The organism is Bacillus cereus group sp. N14, assembly GCF_016483555.1.
GTDB classification, from domain to species: Bacteria; Bacillota; Bacilli; order Bacillales; family Bacillaceae_G; genus Bacillus_A; species Bacillus_A wiedmannii.
Map to the genome: position 1 here is coordinate 146,104 of NZ_JAEHBQ010000011.1, position 17,020 is coordinate 163,123.

The following is a 17,020-nucleotide window of genomic DNA, read 5'->3' on the forward strand; positions in this document are numbered from 1 at the left end:
CTATTGTACCACGTTCCCTAAGAAGAAGAAATCCTTCATTAATGGAAAATATTCATAAAAGAAATTGTATCCAATCATCGGCATAATCCCTAGTATTACAATCGAGATTGCACAAAGGCTCATAACAACCTTTATATTCAATGGCAAACGAATTTTCTCTTCCACTCCTCCCGTCCGGAAAAACATTTGCTGTAGAATACGGAAATAATATACGAATGAGATGACTGTCGTCCCCATCATAATAGAAGCTAGTACGTAATGAGCTGGCTCTACATGCAGTGCACCTAAAAAGATGTTAATTTTCCCGATGAAACCAGCTGTTCCTGGTATCCCGGCCAACGATAATATAAAAATCGTCATCACTATCGCTGTAAATGGCGATCGCTTATATAATCCGGTAAAAATGGTAATGTTTTCTTTGTTACTTTGTAAGATTAAGCCGTGAATAATTGCAAATGCGCCTATATTCATAAGCATATACGCAAGCATGTAAAACCACATGCTATCCATCGTAAATGGTGATAATGCTACAAGCGGAACGAGTAAATACCCCGCATGCGCGATTCCCGAATAGGCAAATAGGCGTTTTACGTTATATTGCTTTAACGCTACTACGTTTCCAATAATCATCGTAATACTCGCTAGTACTGCAATGTATATGCTCATACGTCCGTATAAAGATTGCATGTCTCCTTGTACCGATACACTTGCAAAAACCATGAGAAACAGACGAATAATGAGTAAGAATCCAGCAATTTTAGAAATCGTCCCGAGAAAAGCAGTAACAGGCGTAGCCGCTCCCTCATACACATCTGGTGCCCACATATGAAACGGCACTGTCGCAATTTTAAACGAGAGTCCAACGAGTAATAGTAGAAATGCGAGAGCTAACAATAACTGAATACCACCAGCAAGCTCCCCTGCGAATACTTTTTGCATATCCACGATATTAGTTGATCCTGTAATACCGTATAAATAACTCATTCCAAAGAGCGTAATTGCCGTTCCAATTCCTCCGTTAATGACATATTTCATGGCCGCCTCGTTTGACGCACGGTTCCTTTTTCGTATTCCTACTAAAATATATGAAGAAAGTGAAAGCAATTCTAAACCGACGAAAAGTGTAATGAAGTCGATACTAGAAGCCATAAACATAGCCCCAAGAAGTGCCATTAAAAATAAGTAATAATATTCTCCCTTATCTTCAATTGGATTCTTCTTATCATCGCTCATGGCGGTGCATAAGATGAGGGCCGCTCCGCCTAATAACAACGTTTTAAACCCTTTTGAAAAACCATCTAACACAAACGATCCATTTAAAATATCTCCTGTCGGTTCACCGTATAGCGTGATTAACGACACGATTGCTAATATGACGGCTGCGATTGCACTAAGCGCTACATATCTATGATTCAACTTAAAAAACAAATCACATATGGAAAGAAGGATGGCAGCTCCGAGAATAATGAATTCTGGCACCATGAGATGCCATGATAAGCTAAGTAACGTATTCATATCCATCCTACTTCACCCCCAATGTTTTCAATGTATTTTGAAGCGGATCCCCTAGTATTTCTGGCATTACTCCAATTGCAATAATGCAGAAGATAAGTAGCAATATAGGCACATACTCCCATCCGTGTATATCAGCTTTCGCCTCCCACTCTTTCTTACCAAATGTTACTTGAAGTGTCGCTCTCAATACGTATACAGCGGTTAAAATGATGCCAAGTACACCGACTGCAGCAATGACTGGCTCCCCTTGGAATAAACCGAGAAAGGCAAGAAACTCACTAACAAATCCAGACATTCCTGGCAATCCAAGCGATGCCATTCCTCCTGCTAAGAAGAATCCGCTAAGTACCGGGACACTTTTTGCGAGTCCGCCAAGCGCTGTAATATCCGACGTTCCAAAGCGCTGTTCTATAACGCCCAGTAAGAAAAAGAGTAAGGCTGCAATTAAACCGTGAGAGACAACTTGGAATAGTGCCCCTTGTATACCTGGTGCATTTAACGCCGCAAGGCCCATTAATACGATGCCCATATGCGAAATACTAGAGTAAGCAAGCACCTTCCGAAAATCCGTTTGGATGAGCGCTAAGAAGGCTCCGTACAATAAATTGATGACTCCTAAAATCGCAATAAGCGTTGCAAACTCGCGAAAGTATTCCGGGAATAGCCCCTTTCCGAAACGAATCATACCGTATGCCCCAATCTTCAGTAAAACGCCCGCGTGAAGCATAACTACAGCCGGATGCGCTTCAATATGCACATTGACCATCCAGCGATGTAACGGGAAAACGGGTAGTTTAATCGCAAAAGCAATCATTATGGCAAGAAACAATCCGAACTGTAAGCTACTTGAGACAGCCATTCCTCCCCCAGCACCTACACTCGTTAATATTTCTTTAAGCTCTGTAATATTTGTTGTACCTGTTTTTGCAAATAAAACTGAGAAAACGATGAGTAAAATAGCGGAGCCAATACCGTTATATATTAAATAACTATAAGCAGCCTTTTCACTCGACAATTTCCCCCACTTTCCAATTAATAAAAACATTGGCGGCAACGTAATTTCAAAGAAGATAAAGAACAACATTAAATTTTGAGCAGCGAAGACGCCGAACATCCCTATTTCTAACATGAGTAGCAGCATATAAAAGGCTTTCAAGTTTCTTTTAATAGTAAATGCCGCAATTGCTGCAAGCATCGCTAGAAGGGCTGTCAGCACCATCATAACGAGCGATAAACCATCAATGCCGAGCTCGTAATAAATGGAAAACCATCTTTTATCCACCGCTGCAAAATCCCCAAATTTAATCCATTTCACTTTTTCATCGAATAGCGACAAACTCTTTCCAGAAGCATATGTACAAGCGAGGACGATAGCGATTCCAAATGGAAGCGCCGTCCCAAATAAACCAAGCGCTCGCACAGTACGCGATTCTTTTTTTGGCGTTAATACAAGTAAGAGAATTCCTAAAAGCGGGGAAAAAATGAAGAACGTTAATAACAAATCATTCATCGTAAATCCCCTCCCGTATAGAGCAAAATAATGACGAGTACTGCAAGCGAAACAGCTGTTACAGTGCCGTACACTTGTACATTTCCGTTTTGGAGTCTAGAACCGAGTCCGCTTATCCCTTTAACTAGACTCCCTATTAAAACGGCAATTCCTCCGACTACATACACCTCAAATAAGTGAAGCACATGAGCGATTCCCTTCGTAATAGGGAGTACTGTCATATTGTATAGTTCATCCACATAATATTTTTCTTTCAAAAGGTTATAAAGAGGTGTTCCATCGCCCCCAGCCCAATCTCTAGAAATAGATTTCTTACCATATATGAAATATGCGAGAGCGATTCCTGCAAATGAAACGATAGTCGCTACGATCATAATCCAAACTGGTCCGTGTGCCTCTCGCACTTTAAATGCTACATCTTTCGTAAGCCAATCCCCGAGAAACGTCCCAAACCACGGTGTATTTATATAACCTGCCACTACTGCAAGGACCCCGAGAACGATCATCGGATACGTCATAATGCGGGGCGATTCATGCACATCTTCCTTTGTCTTTGCTTCCCCAGTAAAGACAAGGAAGTAGAGCCGGAACATGTAGAATGCTGTTAAGAACGCTGCAATTACTGCTAATATGAATAAAACGTAATTGCCATTCATCCAAGTCACCGCTAAAATTTCATCTTTACTAAAGAAACCAGAAAGGAGCGGAACCCCACTAATTGCAAGTGTACCGATTAAAAATAGTGCACCCGTTACTTTCATCTTCTTCTGTAAACCGCCCATTTTATTAATGTCTTGCGTATGCACTGCATGAATGACACTTCCTGCCGCCAAAAATAGTAGCGCTTTAAAAAAGGCGTGTGTCGTTAAATGGAAAACACCAGCTACATAACCAGCAGATCCTAATGCGAGCATCATATAACCTAGCTGGCTAACCGTAGAATAAGCGAGCACTCTCTTTATATCCGTTTGTACAAGACCGATAGAAGCCGCAAAGATTGCGGTGAAAGCTCCAACGATTGCCACTGTCTGCATCGCCACCGCACTTGCTGAAAATAGCGGGAACATCGTCGCCACTAAATACACGCCAGCTGCGACCATCGTCGCCGCATGAATAAGTGCCGAAACAGGCGTCGGCCCCTCCATTGCATCTGGTAACCACGTATGAAGCGGGAACTGACCTGACTTCCCCATCGCCCCGATAAAAATTAATATCGCTGTTATTGTAATCATGGTAGGGGTAAGATCACCCGTACGAATCGCCCTAAATATTGCGTCATATTCAAAACTACCCGCGTGCCAAAAAAGTAAGATCATCCCTATAAATAAACCGACATCTCCAATACGAGTCATAATAAAAGCCTTTTTCGCAGCAGCCTTCGCTTCTTCTTTAAAGAAGTAAAAACCGATGAGTAGAAATGAACCGAGTCCTACTAACTCCCAAAATATATAAAGCTGTAATAAATTCGGCGATATAACAAGCCCGAGCATCGCAAATGTAAAGAGCCCTAAATAGGCATAAAAGGTTGGTAATCTTTCATCCCCTTTCATATAACCTTTCGAATACACATGTACAAGTAAACTCACAAGTGTAACGATAAACAGCATTAAAGCCCCTAATGCAGTCACTTCAAAGCCAAATGATATATCAATATCTCCCGTTCTAAGCCATACCCACTTATGCTTCAATCCTACTTTCGAAAACCGTTCTATTAATACAAGTACCGCAAATATAAAGGAGAGAAAGACGAGGAAAATACTAAGTACACTGCTTCCTTCTCTAATTTTCTTCCCGAATATAAGTAATAAAAAAAACGAAACAAGCGGGAAAAGCGGTATGAGCCATGCATAATCGATCATTGTTTCCTTCCCCCTTTTCGGTCACAATGTTATCCTTTGAGCGCATCCATTTCATCTACATGAACCGTCGTACGATTACGATACAAAGCAATTAAAATGGCGAGTCCTACCGCCGCCTCTGCTGCTGCTACAGCCATCGTAAACAGAGAGAAAATTTGCCCTGTTAAATTTGGGAACAAACCTAATTTACTAAACGCGACTAAATTTAAATTGGCCGCGTTTAGCATTAATTCAATACAAACTAATACAATCACTGTATTTCGCTTCGTTAAAGCTCCAAACAAACCGATGCAAAACAAAATAATCGCAAGCGTTAAATATGCAGAAGCTGGAACACTACTCATTGGAATCCTCCTCTTTCTCATCCTTCTTCGCAAGTATAATCGCGCCAACAAGTGCTACAAGTAAAATAACTGAGGTTAACTCAAATGGAATAATATATTTCGAATAGAGAAGTGTACCGATTTGAAGTGTGTTTTTTTCATGGAGAGGTAAACTTCCTTGTGTGCTTTCATTTGCAAAATCAATATTGTTAACAGCGAAATACATAACTGCCCCAAATGCTACAACCGCAAAGAAGATAATCCATTTTCGAAGAGTAAGACGCGATTCATTTTCTGCGTTATGTTGCGTTAACATAATGCCAAAAATCATAATAATTGTAATCGCACCGGAGTAAAGTAAAATTTGTGCAACTCCGATAAATTCGGCCGATAAAAGAAAGTACAAACCTGCGATACTAAGAAATGTCAGAACGAGAGCTAGCATCATATGCATGACTTTCGTTAAGTTCAACATAAGAACACCGCCGATAATTGCAGACAAGGATAGTATGAAGAATGCTACAAACTCGCCATTCATGCTTTATTCTCCTTCCTGACGTTTTCGTCGTTTTCGTCAAGCCATTGCAAATTTTTAAATAAATCATCACGTGAATATTCCGCGAGCTCAAAGTTATTTGTCATAACAATCGCCTCTGTCGGACAAACTTCTGTACATAAATCACACAGAATACAAATTTCAAAATTAATATCGTACGTGTCGATAATTTTTCCTTTTTTCGTAGGATCCGGATGTTTTTTTCCTGTTAACTGAATACAGTCTGTCGGACAAATGTTGGAGCATTGGTTACAAACAATACACTTTTCCGGATAAAACTTTTGAATACCTCGAAAGCGGTCTGGCAACGGCAACGGTTGATTCGGATAATCGTAAGTCACCTTCTTCTTACTCAAATTGCTTAATGTATATTTTAATCCTTTAAATAGTCCTTTCATCTCTTACTGGCACCCCCCTCATAGATTAGAAGAATAACTCCTTAATCAATGCCGTTAAGAAAATATTCGCAAGTGCAATTGGCAATAATACTTTCCAGCCAAACTCCATTAACTGGTCACCTCTTATACGCGGAAACGTAACGCGGAACCAAATTAATAGAAAGACTACACTGCTAAATTTCAAAGCAAACCATACCGATCCCGGGATAAATCCAAGGAACATAACTGGATTCCATCCGCCTAAAAAGAGCACTGTAATTAAAGATGACATTCCGAAGAAATATACGTACTCTGAAAGCATGAAAAACGCCCATCGAAACCCTGAGTATTCCGTATGATATCCAGAAACAAGTTCCGATTCTGCTTCTGGTAAATCAAACGGCGTCCTATTTAACTCTGCTACCGCCGCGATTAAGAAAACGACGAAACCGATTGGCTGCACGAAAATGTACCAAACATTCTCCTGTGCCGCTACAATTTCATTTAAATTCAGGCTACCAGCTAACAAAACGACGCCAATTACACTCATTACGAGCGGAATTTCATAAGAAATCATTTGCGCCGCCGCACGCATCCCTCCTAAAAGGGAATATTTATTATTGGATGCCCATCCTCCGGTTACGACACCAATCGTCGTAATGCCAGAAACAGCAATGTAATACAGTAAGCCTACGCCAATATCCGCGAACTGAAATTTATCAGTAAACGGGATGACTGCAAGCACCATAAATGCCGGTGCGAATGCAATGACAGGCGCTAATATAAACAACGGTTTATCTGCCGCTTTCGGAATACTATCTTCTTTCAATAATAGTTTTAAAACATCAGCTACCGTTTGCAGTAAACCGAACCGGCCCCCAACTTGGTTTGGTCCAATCCGCCCTTGCATAAAACCCATTACTTTCCGTTCTGCCAAAATACCATATGTAACGAAGCCAAGGACTGCAAATAATAGAAGCACCGCTAATCCGAAAAAAATGAAGAAATTCGTCCAGCTTGAAGGTGATTGTAAGAGCGTTTCAATCATTAGCCATCAACCTCCCCAAGTACAATATCAACTCCACCTAAAATCGTAATTAAATTGGCGATGTTTTCACCTTTCAATAACTTCGGTAAAATTTGCAAATTGTAAAAAGACGGCCTGCGAAACTTCAAGCGGTACGGCTCTTTCTTTCCATCACTAGCAATATAGCAACCAATCTCTCCTCGCGGCGATTCTATACGGACGAACGCTTCCCCTTTAGGCGCCTTAATGATTTTCGGCACTTTCGCTAGCACAGCTCCGTCTTTCGGGAACTGCTGGACAGCTTGCTCAACAATTTTTAATGACTCCTCAATCTCTTGCATGCGGCAAACGTAACGATCCCAAGCATCTCCCACACTCCCAACAGGAATATCGAAATCAAAACGATCATAAATGGAGTACGGTTCATCCTTGCGAAGATCCCAGTTTACTCCGGTACACCGCAAATTCGCTCCGCTTAAAGAATACGAAATCGCTTCTTCCGCGCTATATATACCAACGCCTTTTACGCGATTTAAGAAAATCTCATTACCGCTAACGAGATCATGATAACCTGCCAATTGTTCTCGCATATACGGAACAAACTCTTCCACTTTTTCAATCCAACCGTCCGGCGCATCCCACTTTACACCCCCGACTCTCATATAGTTAAAAGTAAGACGGGCACCGCATAATTCGTTTAATAAATTTATAATCATCTCTCGTTCACGAAAAGCGTATAAAAACGGGCTGACCGCTCCTATATCAAGAAGATTTGTCCCCCACCAAACGAGGTGGCTCGCAATCCTTCCAAGCTCCATTGCAAGTACTCGTAAGTATTCGGCCCGCTCCGGGATTTCAAGCCCCATCATCGTCTCTACAGCATGGCAAATGACGTAATTATTCGTCATGGCCGATAAATAGTCCATTCGATCTGTATAAGGGATAATTTGCGTATACTGTAAGCTCTCGGCAATCTTTTCGGTCCCGCGATGCAAATATCCAATAACTGGTGTAGCTTCTTTAATAATTTCCCCGTCAATCTTAATAACAAGCCTGAACACACCATGCGTACTCGGATGCTGAGGCCCTACATTCAAAAGCATTTCTTCCGTACGGATCATAAGCTACACCTCCACATCATACGGTTCATAATCTTTCCGAAGCGGATACCCTATCCAATCATCAGGCATTAAAATACGTGATAAATTCGGATGTCCCTTAAATACAATGCCGAGCAAATCATACGCTTCTCGCTCTGGCCAGTCCGCTCCTTTCCAAAGCGCTGCAACCGACTCTACTTCTGGTGCTTCCCTATCCAACTTCACCTTCACCGCTACTGACTGTTTCTTTCCATATGAAAATAAATGAACATATACTTCCATATGTGTCACAAAATCCGTCGCATGTAGCTCTGACATATAATCAAAAGCAAGTCCCTCATGGAATCGCAGTAACTCCATTACTTCATAATATTTTGAGGGCTCCACCACAAGAGTTGGCACATCTTTTGAAAGTTTATTAATGTAGGAATCTACTAACGTATCCTCTCCAATTTTCCCCTTAATAACTTCAACATACTGATTTAAATACGGCTGATTCACGGATGGCTCTTCCTGCTTCGGCTCCTCTTCCGCTTTACCTTCAGCGCCCTTTGTCTTCGCCCTTGCTGCCGCTTTTGCCTTCGCTGCTGCAATTGCCTTCGCCTTTTCATCTCCCGATTTCCCATCACCTAGCGAGGCCTTCTGCTTCGCTAAAGCCGCTGCCTTTGCCTTTGCTACCGCCACGGCCTTCGCCTTCGCTTTGGCCCTTTCTTCTTCCGTTACTTCTTCGGTTCCTTCTCTTTTTTGCTTCGCTAATGCTGCCACTTTTGCTTTTGCGGCTGCTGCTGCCTTCGCCTTCGCTTTTGCCTTTTCTTCTTCCGTTACTTCTCCGGTTCCTTCTCTTTTTTGCTTCGCTAACGCTGCCGCTTTTGCTTTTGCGGCTGCTGCTGCCTTCGCCTTCGCTTTGGCCCTTTCTTCTTCCGTTACTTCTTCGGTTCCTTCTCTTTTTTGCTTTGCTAACGCTGCCGCTTTTGCTTTCGCGGCTGCTGCTGCCTTCGCTTTCACTTTGGCCTTTTCTTCTTCCGTTACCTCTTCTGTTCCTTCTCTTTTTTGCTTTGCTAATGCTGCCGCTTTTGCTTTTGCGGCGGCTGCTGCTGCACGTCGTTTTACTTCTTCCACAGTCATACCATCACTTTTTGGTAGCGCTTTCTCTTTTTCTCGATTTTCTTCCTCAAGTTTACTTATTTCCGCATCATGTTTCGCAACGAGACGCTTTCTCGCCTCTTCTTTCGCATGCCTAGCCGCTTCTCTTTTCAAATCCTCTAGGTCTTTATTTGGATCACTCATTTATTCGTCACCTGCTTTCCCGTCTTTGCCTCGTAACGAATTTTTTCTTTCAATTTATTAATTCCATAAATTAAAGCAGCAGGATTGGGTGGGCAACCAGGAATATACACATCAACTGGTACAATTTGATCCACACCTTTCACAACAGCGTATGAATTTACATATGGGCCACCTGCTGTCGCACAAGATCCCATTGCAATCACCCATTTTGGTTCAGGCATTTGATCGTATAAACGCCGAACAATAGGAGCCATCTTCTTCGTTACTGTTCCCGACACAATCATAACGTCCGATTGCCTTGGCGATGTCCGAAAAAATGACCCAAATCGATCTAAATCGTAATGTGATGAACCTACTCCCATCATTTCAATTGCACAGCATGCCAGTCCGAATGTCATCGGCCATAAAGAATTGCTTCGTGCCCATCCTTTTAACTGCTCCAATGTAGAAAAAAAGATATTTCGTTCTAATTCCGCCCGCTCATTTGGATGTAATTCCTCAAAATTTATAACCATTGTAACACCTTCTTTTTCCAAGCATACGCTAATCCAACTAGCAACATTACAACAAAGATGAGCATTTCAATCAGTGCAAATAAACCGAGCTTGTCATATGCAACAGCCCATGGATATAAAAATAAAGTTTCTACATCAAAGATGACAAACAATAAAGCAAAAATATAATAACGAGCATGAAACCGAATATTTGCATCATGAAAAGGCTCAATCCCACTCTCATACGTCGTCGCTTTCGCTGCACTTGGTTTGTTTGGACGCAGCATCTTTCCTAATGTAAGAGCCACTACCGGCAGCAATATACCTAATAGCAAGAAAATCAAAACGATCATATAACTATTTTCATATACACTTGCCATTGTGAAACCCTCCCCCCTGAATTAAGAACAAGTTCACTTAGTAAACAATATGTCCTAGTTGCAGTAATTATTATTTTTAAATTTTTCTAAATAATGCAACTATTTTAATCATTATAGCAAACTTCAAATTCCTATGTCGATATATTGGGGACCGAAACGAGAATTATTGAAATCTATTTTTACAACTCGCTAAACCTGTGTAAAATAAGTATAGAAATTATATATATGTTTCAAGAAACAATAAAAAATAAAAAGAGGAATTTATATGTATATACCGTGGGTGAGATAAATGAAAAAACAAACACATGTAAGTATTCTTATAAGCATTATATTGTTATCTATAGCGATTCATTACGTGGCAATGCCTTTTCTATATGAATACTCATTTCCTTTTCAAATATTAATTGGAATGAGTACCTTATTCATTGATATTATCGCTTGTAGTTATATACTTTATTTTTCAAATAGGAAAGAAGGGTTACCTCGTTTATTTTGGACCATTTTATCTGTTGGAACCCTCTCTTATTTCATTGGTGATATGGTCGTTGCCTATCAACGTTTAATTTTAAAGGACTACTATACATTCGTTGATCCGTCCGATTTTTTTTACTTACTTTTTTTAATTAGCTTTGCATTTGCCTTTCTATATGAAATCATCTATAACCGCGATTTATTAGAAAAGCTTTTTATGATATGTGATATTTGTATTATTGTTACAGCACAATTCACTTTAAGTTACTACTTACTTATTGAACGCACCATTCACGTTTCTTCAACATCCTATATCGACATATTTGTTCAACTTACCTATCCAATGGCCGATTTGCTCTTTCTTCTCATAGGAATCAATCTGTTATTCAAGCCATTATCCTTATTATCCAAAAAAGTTGGTGCGCTTCTTGGCAGTGCTTTAATTTTATATGCTACTACAGATGCGATTTATGCTTATATCAAATACTTCACACCCGAGTATTCTATGTTTACAGTTACTCCTCTCTATCAAGTAACTTTAGTACTAGTGGCAATCGCCTGTATTCTGCATACAAAAGAACCTGAAAGACAAGAGCAAGTACTATTAACACCTAAACTTGGGGAATCGATCAGATTGTCATTACCTTATATTTCTGTAGTAATGCTTATTGTTTTTATACTAGTTGAATATGTTTTTGCACCTATTGTAGTAATCGGGCTTATAATAACTTTCTCCTTCGTTCTCATACGCCATAGTTTAGTTCGAAAACAAAATAAAATATTATTACTAGCCCAAATGCAATTCAACTCGGAACTCGAAAAACAAATTGAACTACGTACAGAAGATTTAGTAGAACAAAAAAATGAACTATATCATAACCAACAGATGTTTAAATCTTTATATGAGCATCATCCAGATCCAATCTTCACCTTAGATTTGTACGGTAATTTTCTCAAAGTGAATAACGCTGGTACTACTTTGCTCGGTTATCAAACGAATGAATTATTAAATCAACCTTACTATTCACTTATGTATGAAGAAGATTTGGAAGAAATCATTAGTGCCTTTCATCGGGTAAAAAAGGGGAAATCTATTTCTTTAGAAGTACGGGCATATCATAAAAATAGGGATATTTACTACTTGCATGTTACAGCAGTTCCTATCTTTTTAAAGGATCATATTTCTGGTGTTTATTTAATGATTAAAGATATTACGGAAAGCAAACAACAACAAGAACAAATTAATTTTCTAGCATATCATGATACTTTAACAGAGCTTGCAAATCGCCGTGCATTTCATCAATATGTAGAACAAGCAATTGCTCGATCCGAAATATCAAAAAGGCCTTTTGCTGTTATGTTTCTCGACCTAGACCGCTTTAAGGTTATTAATGATACCCTCGGTCATAGGGTAGGAGACCTTCTATTAATTGCCGTAGCAAAAAGACTAGAAAGACTATCGACACCAAATATGAAGCTCGCCCGGCTAGCTGGGGATGAGTTCACAATCCTTATCGAAAATTATAAAAAAAGACCCGATGTAAAAAAAATGGCTGATACGATTGTAGCAGCCATGAACGAACCATTCGAAATTGAAAGTCAACATTTACAAATCTCACCGAGCATCGGGATTGCAATATATCCTGAAGCAGGTGAAGATCCATTGTCCATTTTACAGCATGCTGATATGGCCATGTACGAAGCAAAAAATAAAGGAAAAAATGGTAGCTCTCTGTACACGAAAGAATTGTATAAAAAAATGGAACGAAAAGCTCGAATTGAAAAAGATTTACCACTCGCTTTAGTAAACGAAGAGTTTTATCTCGTCTATCAACCACAAATTGATATTACGACGAAAAAGATTATTGGTGCTGAAGCATTAATACGCTGGAAACACCCACTCCTAGGTGACATTCCGCCATGTGAGTTCATTCCAATTGTAGAAGAGACGCCACAAGTCGTTCCACTCGGTCATTGGGTATTAAAAGAATCTTGTCGCCAGTTAAAAATATGGCATACTTTCGGCTACACAGATTTAAAAATAAGTGTGAACTTATCTGCAAAAGAGTTCCAGCAAGAGAATTTAATCGAGAACATTTCACAAATACTAACAGACATTAAAGTCGATCCAAAGTATATAACACTTGAGTTAACAGAACGCATTGCAATGATTGATGAAAAAGAAACATTATCAAGACTAAAACAATTAAAGGAATATGGTATTCAAACGTCCATTGATGACTTCGGTACCGGCTATTCTTCTCTCGCTTATTTATCAATTTTCCCTATAGATACGTTAAAAGTACCGAGAGAATTTACACAACTAGCCGATCATCGGCCTGAGGAACGAGCTATTGTTTCCACTATCCTTTCCCTTGCAAATACTTTAAACCTTTCTGTCGTTGCTGAAGGAATTGAAACAGAAAAACAACTTAAGTTTCTACAAAAGAACAACTGTAAATATATGTAAGGCTACTATTTCAGTAAACCACTTACTAGTCATCAATTTATAAAATTTCTACAAAAAACACCCAGTATGAACCAATAGCTCATACTGGGTGTTTTTATAGTGTCGGAATTGTTTTCTCGTAATACTCCTCTGCAATTTCTTCATAAAAAGCTGCTGACGTCGTATAAAAATATGGAATTAGCCATAGGAATCCAATCCCGAGCGTAATACAACTTAATATAAACCAACCAATAAAGCTTAAACATAAAATGAAATACTCCATCTTATGTCCATCCATCATACGACGGCTTTCTGTAATAGCTTGATTTATGGAATACTCAGGATGATCATTTATTATGAAGTACGTCATCGCATAAGAAAATGATTTAATAATGCCTGGAATAATAAATAGTAAAAACCATAAGAAAATATAAATGTTCACTACTATATATAATAAAAATGACTTTATAAACTTACTTCCTTCTGTAAACCATCTGAATATATGCCCAATACGTGCTTCCTTTTCATGAATGATATGTAGCGCTAAATGATAACCACCTAGCGTTAATGGACCTACCATCAATATTGTAATAACGTCTACTGAAAGTGAGTTATTTACTTCTTTCCAATCCCAAAATTGAGAGAAAATGAAATCAATACTAAAGCTAAAAGCTAAAATAAGAATCGAAATCAGTAATGTTGCCCCGACAGCTAATCCCCATTTCCCTTCTAATGAATCTAACGCTTCTCCTTTTAAATCACTAATCATATTGTTCCTCCTATACGTAATAACTCTATTAGTATAGCATGTTCCTACTACAATTCGTCTTTTGAAAGATAACGATAAAAATGCGCTGTCGTTGTACTCATATACGGGCTAAGCCAAAGAAAACCAATTCCAAGTGTAAGAATTGCTAAAATACCCCATCCTATAAAACTAAGCCATAAAAGAAACAAATCTAACTTATGTCCCTTCATAAGATGCTTACTTTCTTTCATTGCTCGTGACACACTATACTCTGGATTTTCAATCATTACATAGTACGTCATCGCATAAGAAAAATACATCACAATCATAACAACGATTGAAATAGCTAATAGTACAAAGAAAGCGATAGTAAACGACGTATTTCCTTCTTCACCGAAAAATGCGAATAAGGCTACTAGCAACATTGGAATCCATGTACCTGTATATAATAAAATCGCAAGCATTGCCCACATCGTTTTCATCATTCTTTTAAAGCCACGAAATCCTTCGAATAAGTGATCTATTTTAGCACCTTCTCGTTTACTAATCTGTAAAAATACATTTGTATAACCGTATGATGTAATTCCATACGATGCGTTACTCAAAATTATTATGATGCAATAAAAAATACCAAATGTAATACCTGCTCCGATTGACATCGTTTCCTCTTCAACTGATCCAGTTAAGCTAACAACTAAGAAAAATATAATAATTCCTGGAATTAACATTATAAGCATTGCAGCCATTGAAACAACATAACTTAAAATAAAATATAAAATCGTTGATCCAACACCTAGCCCCCATTTTCCCTTTAAAGAGTGCAACGCTTCTCGTTTCATTTCACCGATCATTTATTCATCCCCTTTATAAATTGTTGTACATTCTCTACTTATACAAGCATCAATATAAGTATACCATTTTTGTAAAATTATCCATGAACTACACAAAAAAATCCGTAAAGGCAAAGCCTTTACGGATTTTTTATTTCATATCGGAAACGTTTAAACGGTTCACAGCACGTTGTAATGCCATTTCTGCACGTCTAAAGTCAACATGTGCTTGTTTATCTTGCATACGTTGTTCAGCGCGACGCTTCGCTTCATTTGCACGATGGATATCGATATGGTTTGCTTCTTCAGCAGATGATGATAATACAGTTACTTTATCTGGACGAACTTCGATAAAGCCACCGCTTACTGCTACATAATCAGTGTGTCCACCATGTTTCAGACGAACTGCACTAATTTTTAATGGTGCAACAGTTGGAATGTGACCCGGTAAGATCCCCATTTCCCCACTCTCTGCTTTTACGCTTACCATTTCTACTTCTTTTTCGTAAACCGGTCCATCAGGAGTTACAATACTGACTGGAAATGTCTTCATAATTCGTCCCTCCTAAGGCCTTACGCCATCATTTTCTTCGCGTTTTCAATAACTTCTTCAATACCACCTACAAGACGGAATGCATCTTCTGGAAGGTCATCATATTTTCCTTCTAGAATTTCTTTAAATCCGCTAACTGTATTTTTTACAGGTACGTAAGAACCTTTTTGACCTGTAAACTGCTCAGCTACGTGGAAGTTTTGAGATAAGAAGAATTGAATACGACGAGCACGATGTACAACTAACTTATCTTCTTCAGATAACTCATCCATACCTAAGATAGCGATGATATCTTGAAGCTCTTTATAACGCTGTAAAGTTTGCTGTACTTGACGAGCTACTTCATAATGCTCTTCTCCTACGATTTCTGGAGAAAGTGCACGAGATGTAGATGCTAATGGATCTACGGCTGGGTAAATACCCATTTGTGTTAAACGACGCTCTAAGTTTGTTGTTGCATCTAAGTGAGCGAACGTTGTAGCTGGTGCTGGATCCGTATAGTCATCGGCTGGTACATATACCGCTTGGATAGACGTGATAGACCCTTTATTTGTAGATGTAATACGCTCTTGTAATTGACCCATTTCTGTTGCAAGTGTCGGTTGGTAACCTACCGCAGATGGCATACGACCAAGAAGGGCAGATACTTCAGAACCTGCTTGCGTGAAACGGAAGATATTATCGATGAACAATAGTACGTCTTGTCCTTGCTCATCACGGAAATGTTCAGCCATTGTTAAACCTGTTAATGCAACACGTTGACGTGCTCCAGGTGGCTCATTCATTTGTCCGAATACCATCGCAGTTTTCTTAATTACGCCAGAATCGCTCATTTCGTGGTATAAATCGTTACCCTCACGAGTACGCTCACCTACACCAGCGAATACAGAGATACCACCGTGTTCTTGTGCGATGTTGTTAATTAATTCCTGAATTAATACAGTTTTACCTACACCGGCACCACCGAATAGACCGATCTTACCACCCTTAATATAAGGAGCAAGTAAGTCTACTACTTTAATACCAGTTTCAAGAATTTCTACTTTAGTAGATAATTCTTCGAATGCAGGTGCTTGACGGTGAATTGGATCACGACGTACATCCGCAGGAACTTCACCATCTAAGTCAATTGCATCACCTAATACGTTAAATACGCGACCAAGTGTTACATCACCAACTGGTACAGAGATTGCTTTACCAGTATCTTCTACTTCTGTGCCACGAACAAGTCCATCTGTGGAAGACATTGCAACTGTACGAACTGTATCATCACCTAAATGAAGTGCAACTTCAAATGTTAAGTTAATGCTTGTTCCGTTTTCGTTGCTTTGTTTTACCGTAAGGGCGTTGTAGATTTCTGGTAGCTTTCCGCCATCAAACTTAACGTCTACAACCGGACCCATGATTTGCGTAACGCGCCCTTTATTCATCGGGTTCCCTCCTAGCTTTCTTTTAATTAGCCAGCTTTCTAAGAGAAGTCGGCTTTTAATTTTTTATTAGTGTAGCTTTCGCAGTTCTCCTGAAAGAACCACTTCCGCTTT

15 protein-coding genes and 1 pseudogene are annotated in these 17,020 nt (G+C 39.3%); 1 reads left to right on the top strand and 15 read right to left on the bottom strand.

Features of this window, described 5'->3' with window-relative positions:
* The 11 genes from nuoN to nuoA are packed head-to-tail and all read right to left on the bottom strand — an operon-like array spanning position 1 to position 10,428.
* On the bottom strand, positions 1 to 1,515 hold the full coding sequence (nuoN, locus tag JDS82_RS17130) for an NADH-quinone oxidoreductase subunit NuoN (protein ID WP_048566758.1): 1,515 nt from the start codon (positions 1,513 to 1,515) through the stop codon (positions 1 to 3).
* Positions 1,516 to 1,522: 7 nt separating this feature from the next.
* On the bottom strand, positions 1,523 to 3,025 hold the full coding sequence (locus tag JDS82_RS17135; protein ID WP_064057286.1) for an NADH-quinone oxidoreductase subunit M: 1,503 nt from the start codon (positions 3,023 to 3,025) through the stop codon (positions 1,523 to 1,525).
* The gene (nuoL, locus tag JDS82_RS17140; protein WP_199713633.1) at positions 3,022 to 4,884 is read right to left on the bottom strand and encodes an NADH-quinone oxidoreductase subunit L; all 1,863 of its coding nucleotides are present in this window, start codon (positions 4,882 to 4,884) and stop codon (positions 3,022 to 3,024) included. The genes JDS82_RS17135 and nuoL overlap by 4 nt, the downstream gene beginning before the upstream one ends.
* Before the next feature lie 29 nt (positions 4,885 to 4,913).
* A complete protein-coding gene (nuoK, locus tag JDS82_RS17145) occupies positions 4,914 to 5,228 on the bottom strand; it encodes an NADH-quinone oxidoreductase subunit NuoK (protein ID WP_199713634.1) in 315 nt (104 codons plus the stop codon).
* Positions 5,221 to 5,745, bottom strand: a complete 525-nt coding sequence (locus tag JDS82_RS17150) for an NADH-quinone oxidoreductase subunit J (RefSeq protein WP_001012824.1) — start codon at positions 5,743 to 5,745, stop codon at positions 5,221 to 5,223. The genes nuoK and JDS82_RS17150 overlap by 8 nt, the downstream gene beginning before the upstream one ends.
* Positions 5,742 to 6,161 (bottom strand): NADH-quinone oxidoreductase subunit NuoI, encoded by a 420-nt coding sequence (nuoI, locus tag JDS82_RS17155; RefSeq protein WP_000677191.1) that lies wholly within the window; start codon positions 6,159 to 6,161, stop codon positions 5,742 to 5,744. Before nuoI ends, JDS82_RS17150 begins: the two co-directional genes overlap by 4 nt.
* A gap of 25 nt (positions 6,162 to 6,186) precedes the next feature.
* Entirely contained in the window at positions 6,187 to 7,188 is a 1,002-nt protein-coding gene (nuoH, locus tag JDS82_RS17160) for an NADH-quinone oxidoreductase subunit NuoH (protein ID WP_048566712.1), read from the bottom strand.
* Positions 7,188 to 8,288 (bottom strand): NADH-quinone oxidoreductase subunit NuoD, encoded by a 1,101-nt coding sequence (gene nuoD / locus JDS82_RS17165; RefSeq protein ID WP_000621434.1) that lies wholly within the window; start codon positions 8,286 to 8,288, stop codon positions 7,188 to 7,190. The genes nuoH and nuoD overlap by 1 nt, the downstream gene beginning before the upstream one ends.
* A 3-nt stretch (positions 8,289 to 8,291) precedes the next feature.
* Complete coding sequence (locus JDS82_RS17170) at positions 8,292 to 9,554, bottom strand: NADH-quinone oxidoreductase subunit C (RefSeq protein WP_199713635.1); 1,263 nt, start codon at positions 9,552 to 9,554, stop codon at positions 8,292 to 8,294.
* Positions 9,551 to 10,069: an NADH-quinone oxidoreductase subunit NuoB gene (nuoB, locus tag JDS82_RS17175; protein ID WP_000236331.1), complete on the bottom strand. Its 519-nt coding sequence runs from the start codon at positions 10,067 to 10,069 to the stop codon at positions 9,551 to 9,553. Before nuoB ends, JDS82_RS17170 begins: the two co-directional genes overlap by 4 nt.
* Complete coding sequence (gene nuoA / locus JDS82_RS17180) at positions 10,060 to 10,428, bottom strand: NADH-quinone oxidoreductase subunit NuoA (RefSeq protein WP_000179270.1); 369 nt, start codon at positions 10,426 to 10,428, stop codon at positions 10,060 to 10,062. The genes nuoB and nuoA overlap by 10 nt, the downstream gene beginning before the upstream one ends.
* A 289-nt stretch (positions 10,429 to 10,717) precedes the next feature.
* Here nuoA and JDS82_RS17185 point away from each other — a divergent pair.
* Positions 10,718 to 13,447: pseudogene (locus JDS82_RS17185) on the top strand (putative bifunctional diguanylate cyclase/phosphodiesterase).
* 16 nt (positions 13,448 to 13,463) lie between these two features.
* Here the strand turns inward: JDS82_RS17185 and JDS82_RS17190 are convergent.
* The 4 genes from JDS82_RS17190 to atpD form a co-directional block, all read right to left on the bottom strand.
* On the bottom strand, positions 13,464 to 14,117 hold the full coding sequence (locus tag JDS82_RS17190) for a DUF975 family protein (RefSeq protein ID WP_199713636.1): 654 nt from the start codon (positions 14,115 to 14,117) through the stop codon (positions 13,464 to 13,466).
* Positions 14,118 to 14,164: 47 nt separating this feature from the next.
* Positions 14,165 to 14,947 (bottom strand): DUF975 family protein, encoded by a 783-nt coding sequence (locus tag JDS82_RS17195; protein ID WP_199713637.1) that lies wholly within the window; start codon positions 14,945 to 14,947, stop codon positions 14,165 to 14,167.
* A 130-nt stretch (positions 14,948 to 15,077) separates the two neighbouring features.
* A complete protein-coding gene (gene atpC, locus JDS82_RS17200; RefSeq protein ID WP_000847206.1) occupies positions 15,078 to 15,479 on the bottom strand; it encodes a F0F1 ATP synthase subunit epsilon in 402 nt (133 codons plus the stop codon).
* A gap of 20 nt (positions 15,480 to 15,499) precedes the next feature.
* Positions 15,500 to 16,909, bottom strand: a complete 1,410-nt coding sequence (gene atpD / locus JDS82_RS17205) for a F0F1 ATP synthase subunit beta (RefSeq protein WP_046960137.1) — start codon at positions 16,907 to 16,909, stop codon at positions 15,500 to 15,502.
* Positions 16,910 to 17,020: the final 111 nt, after the last annotated feature.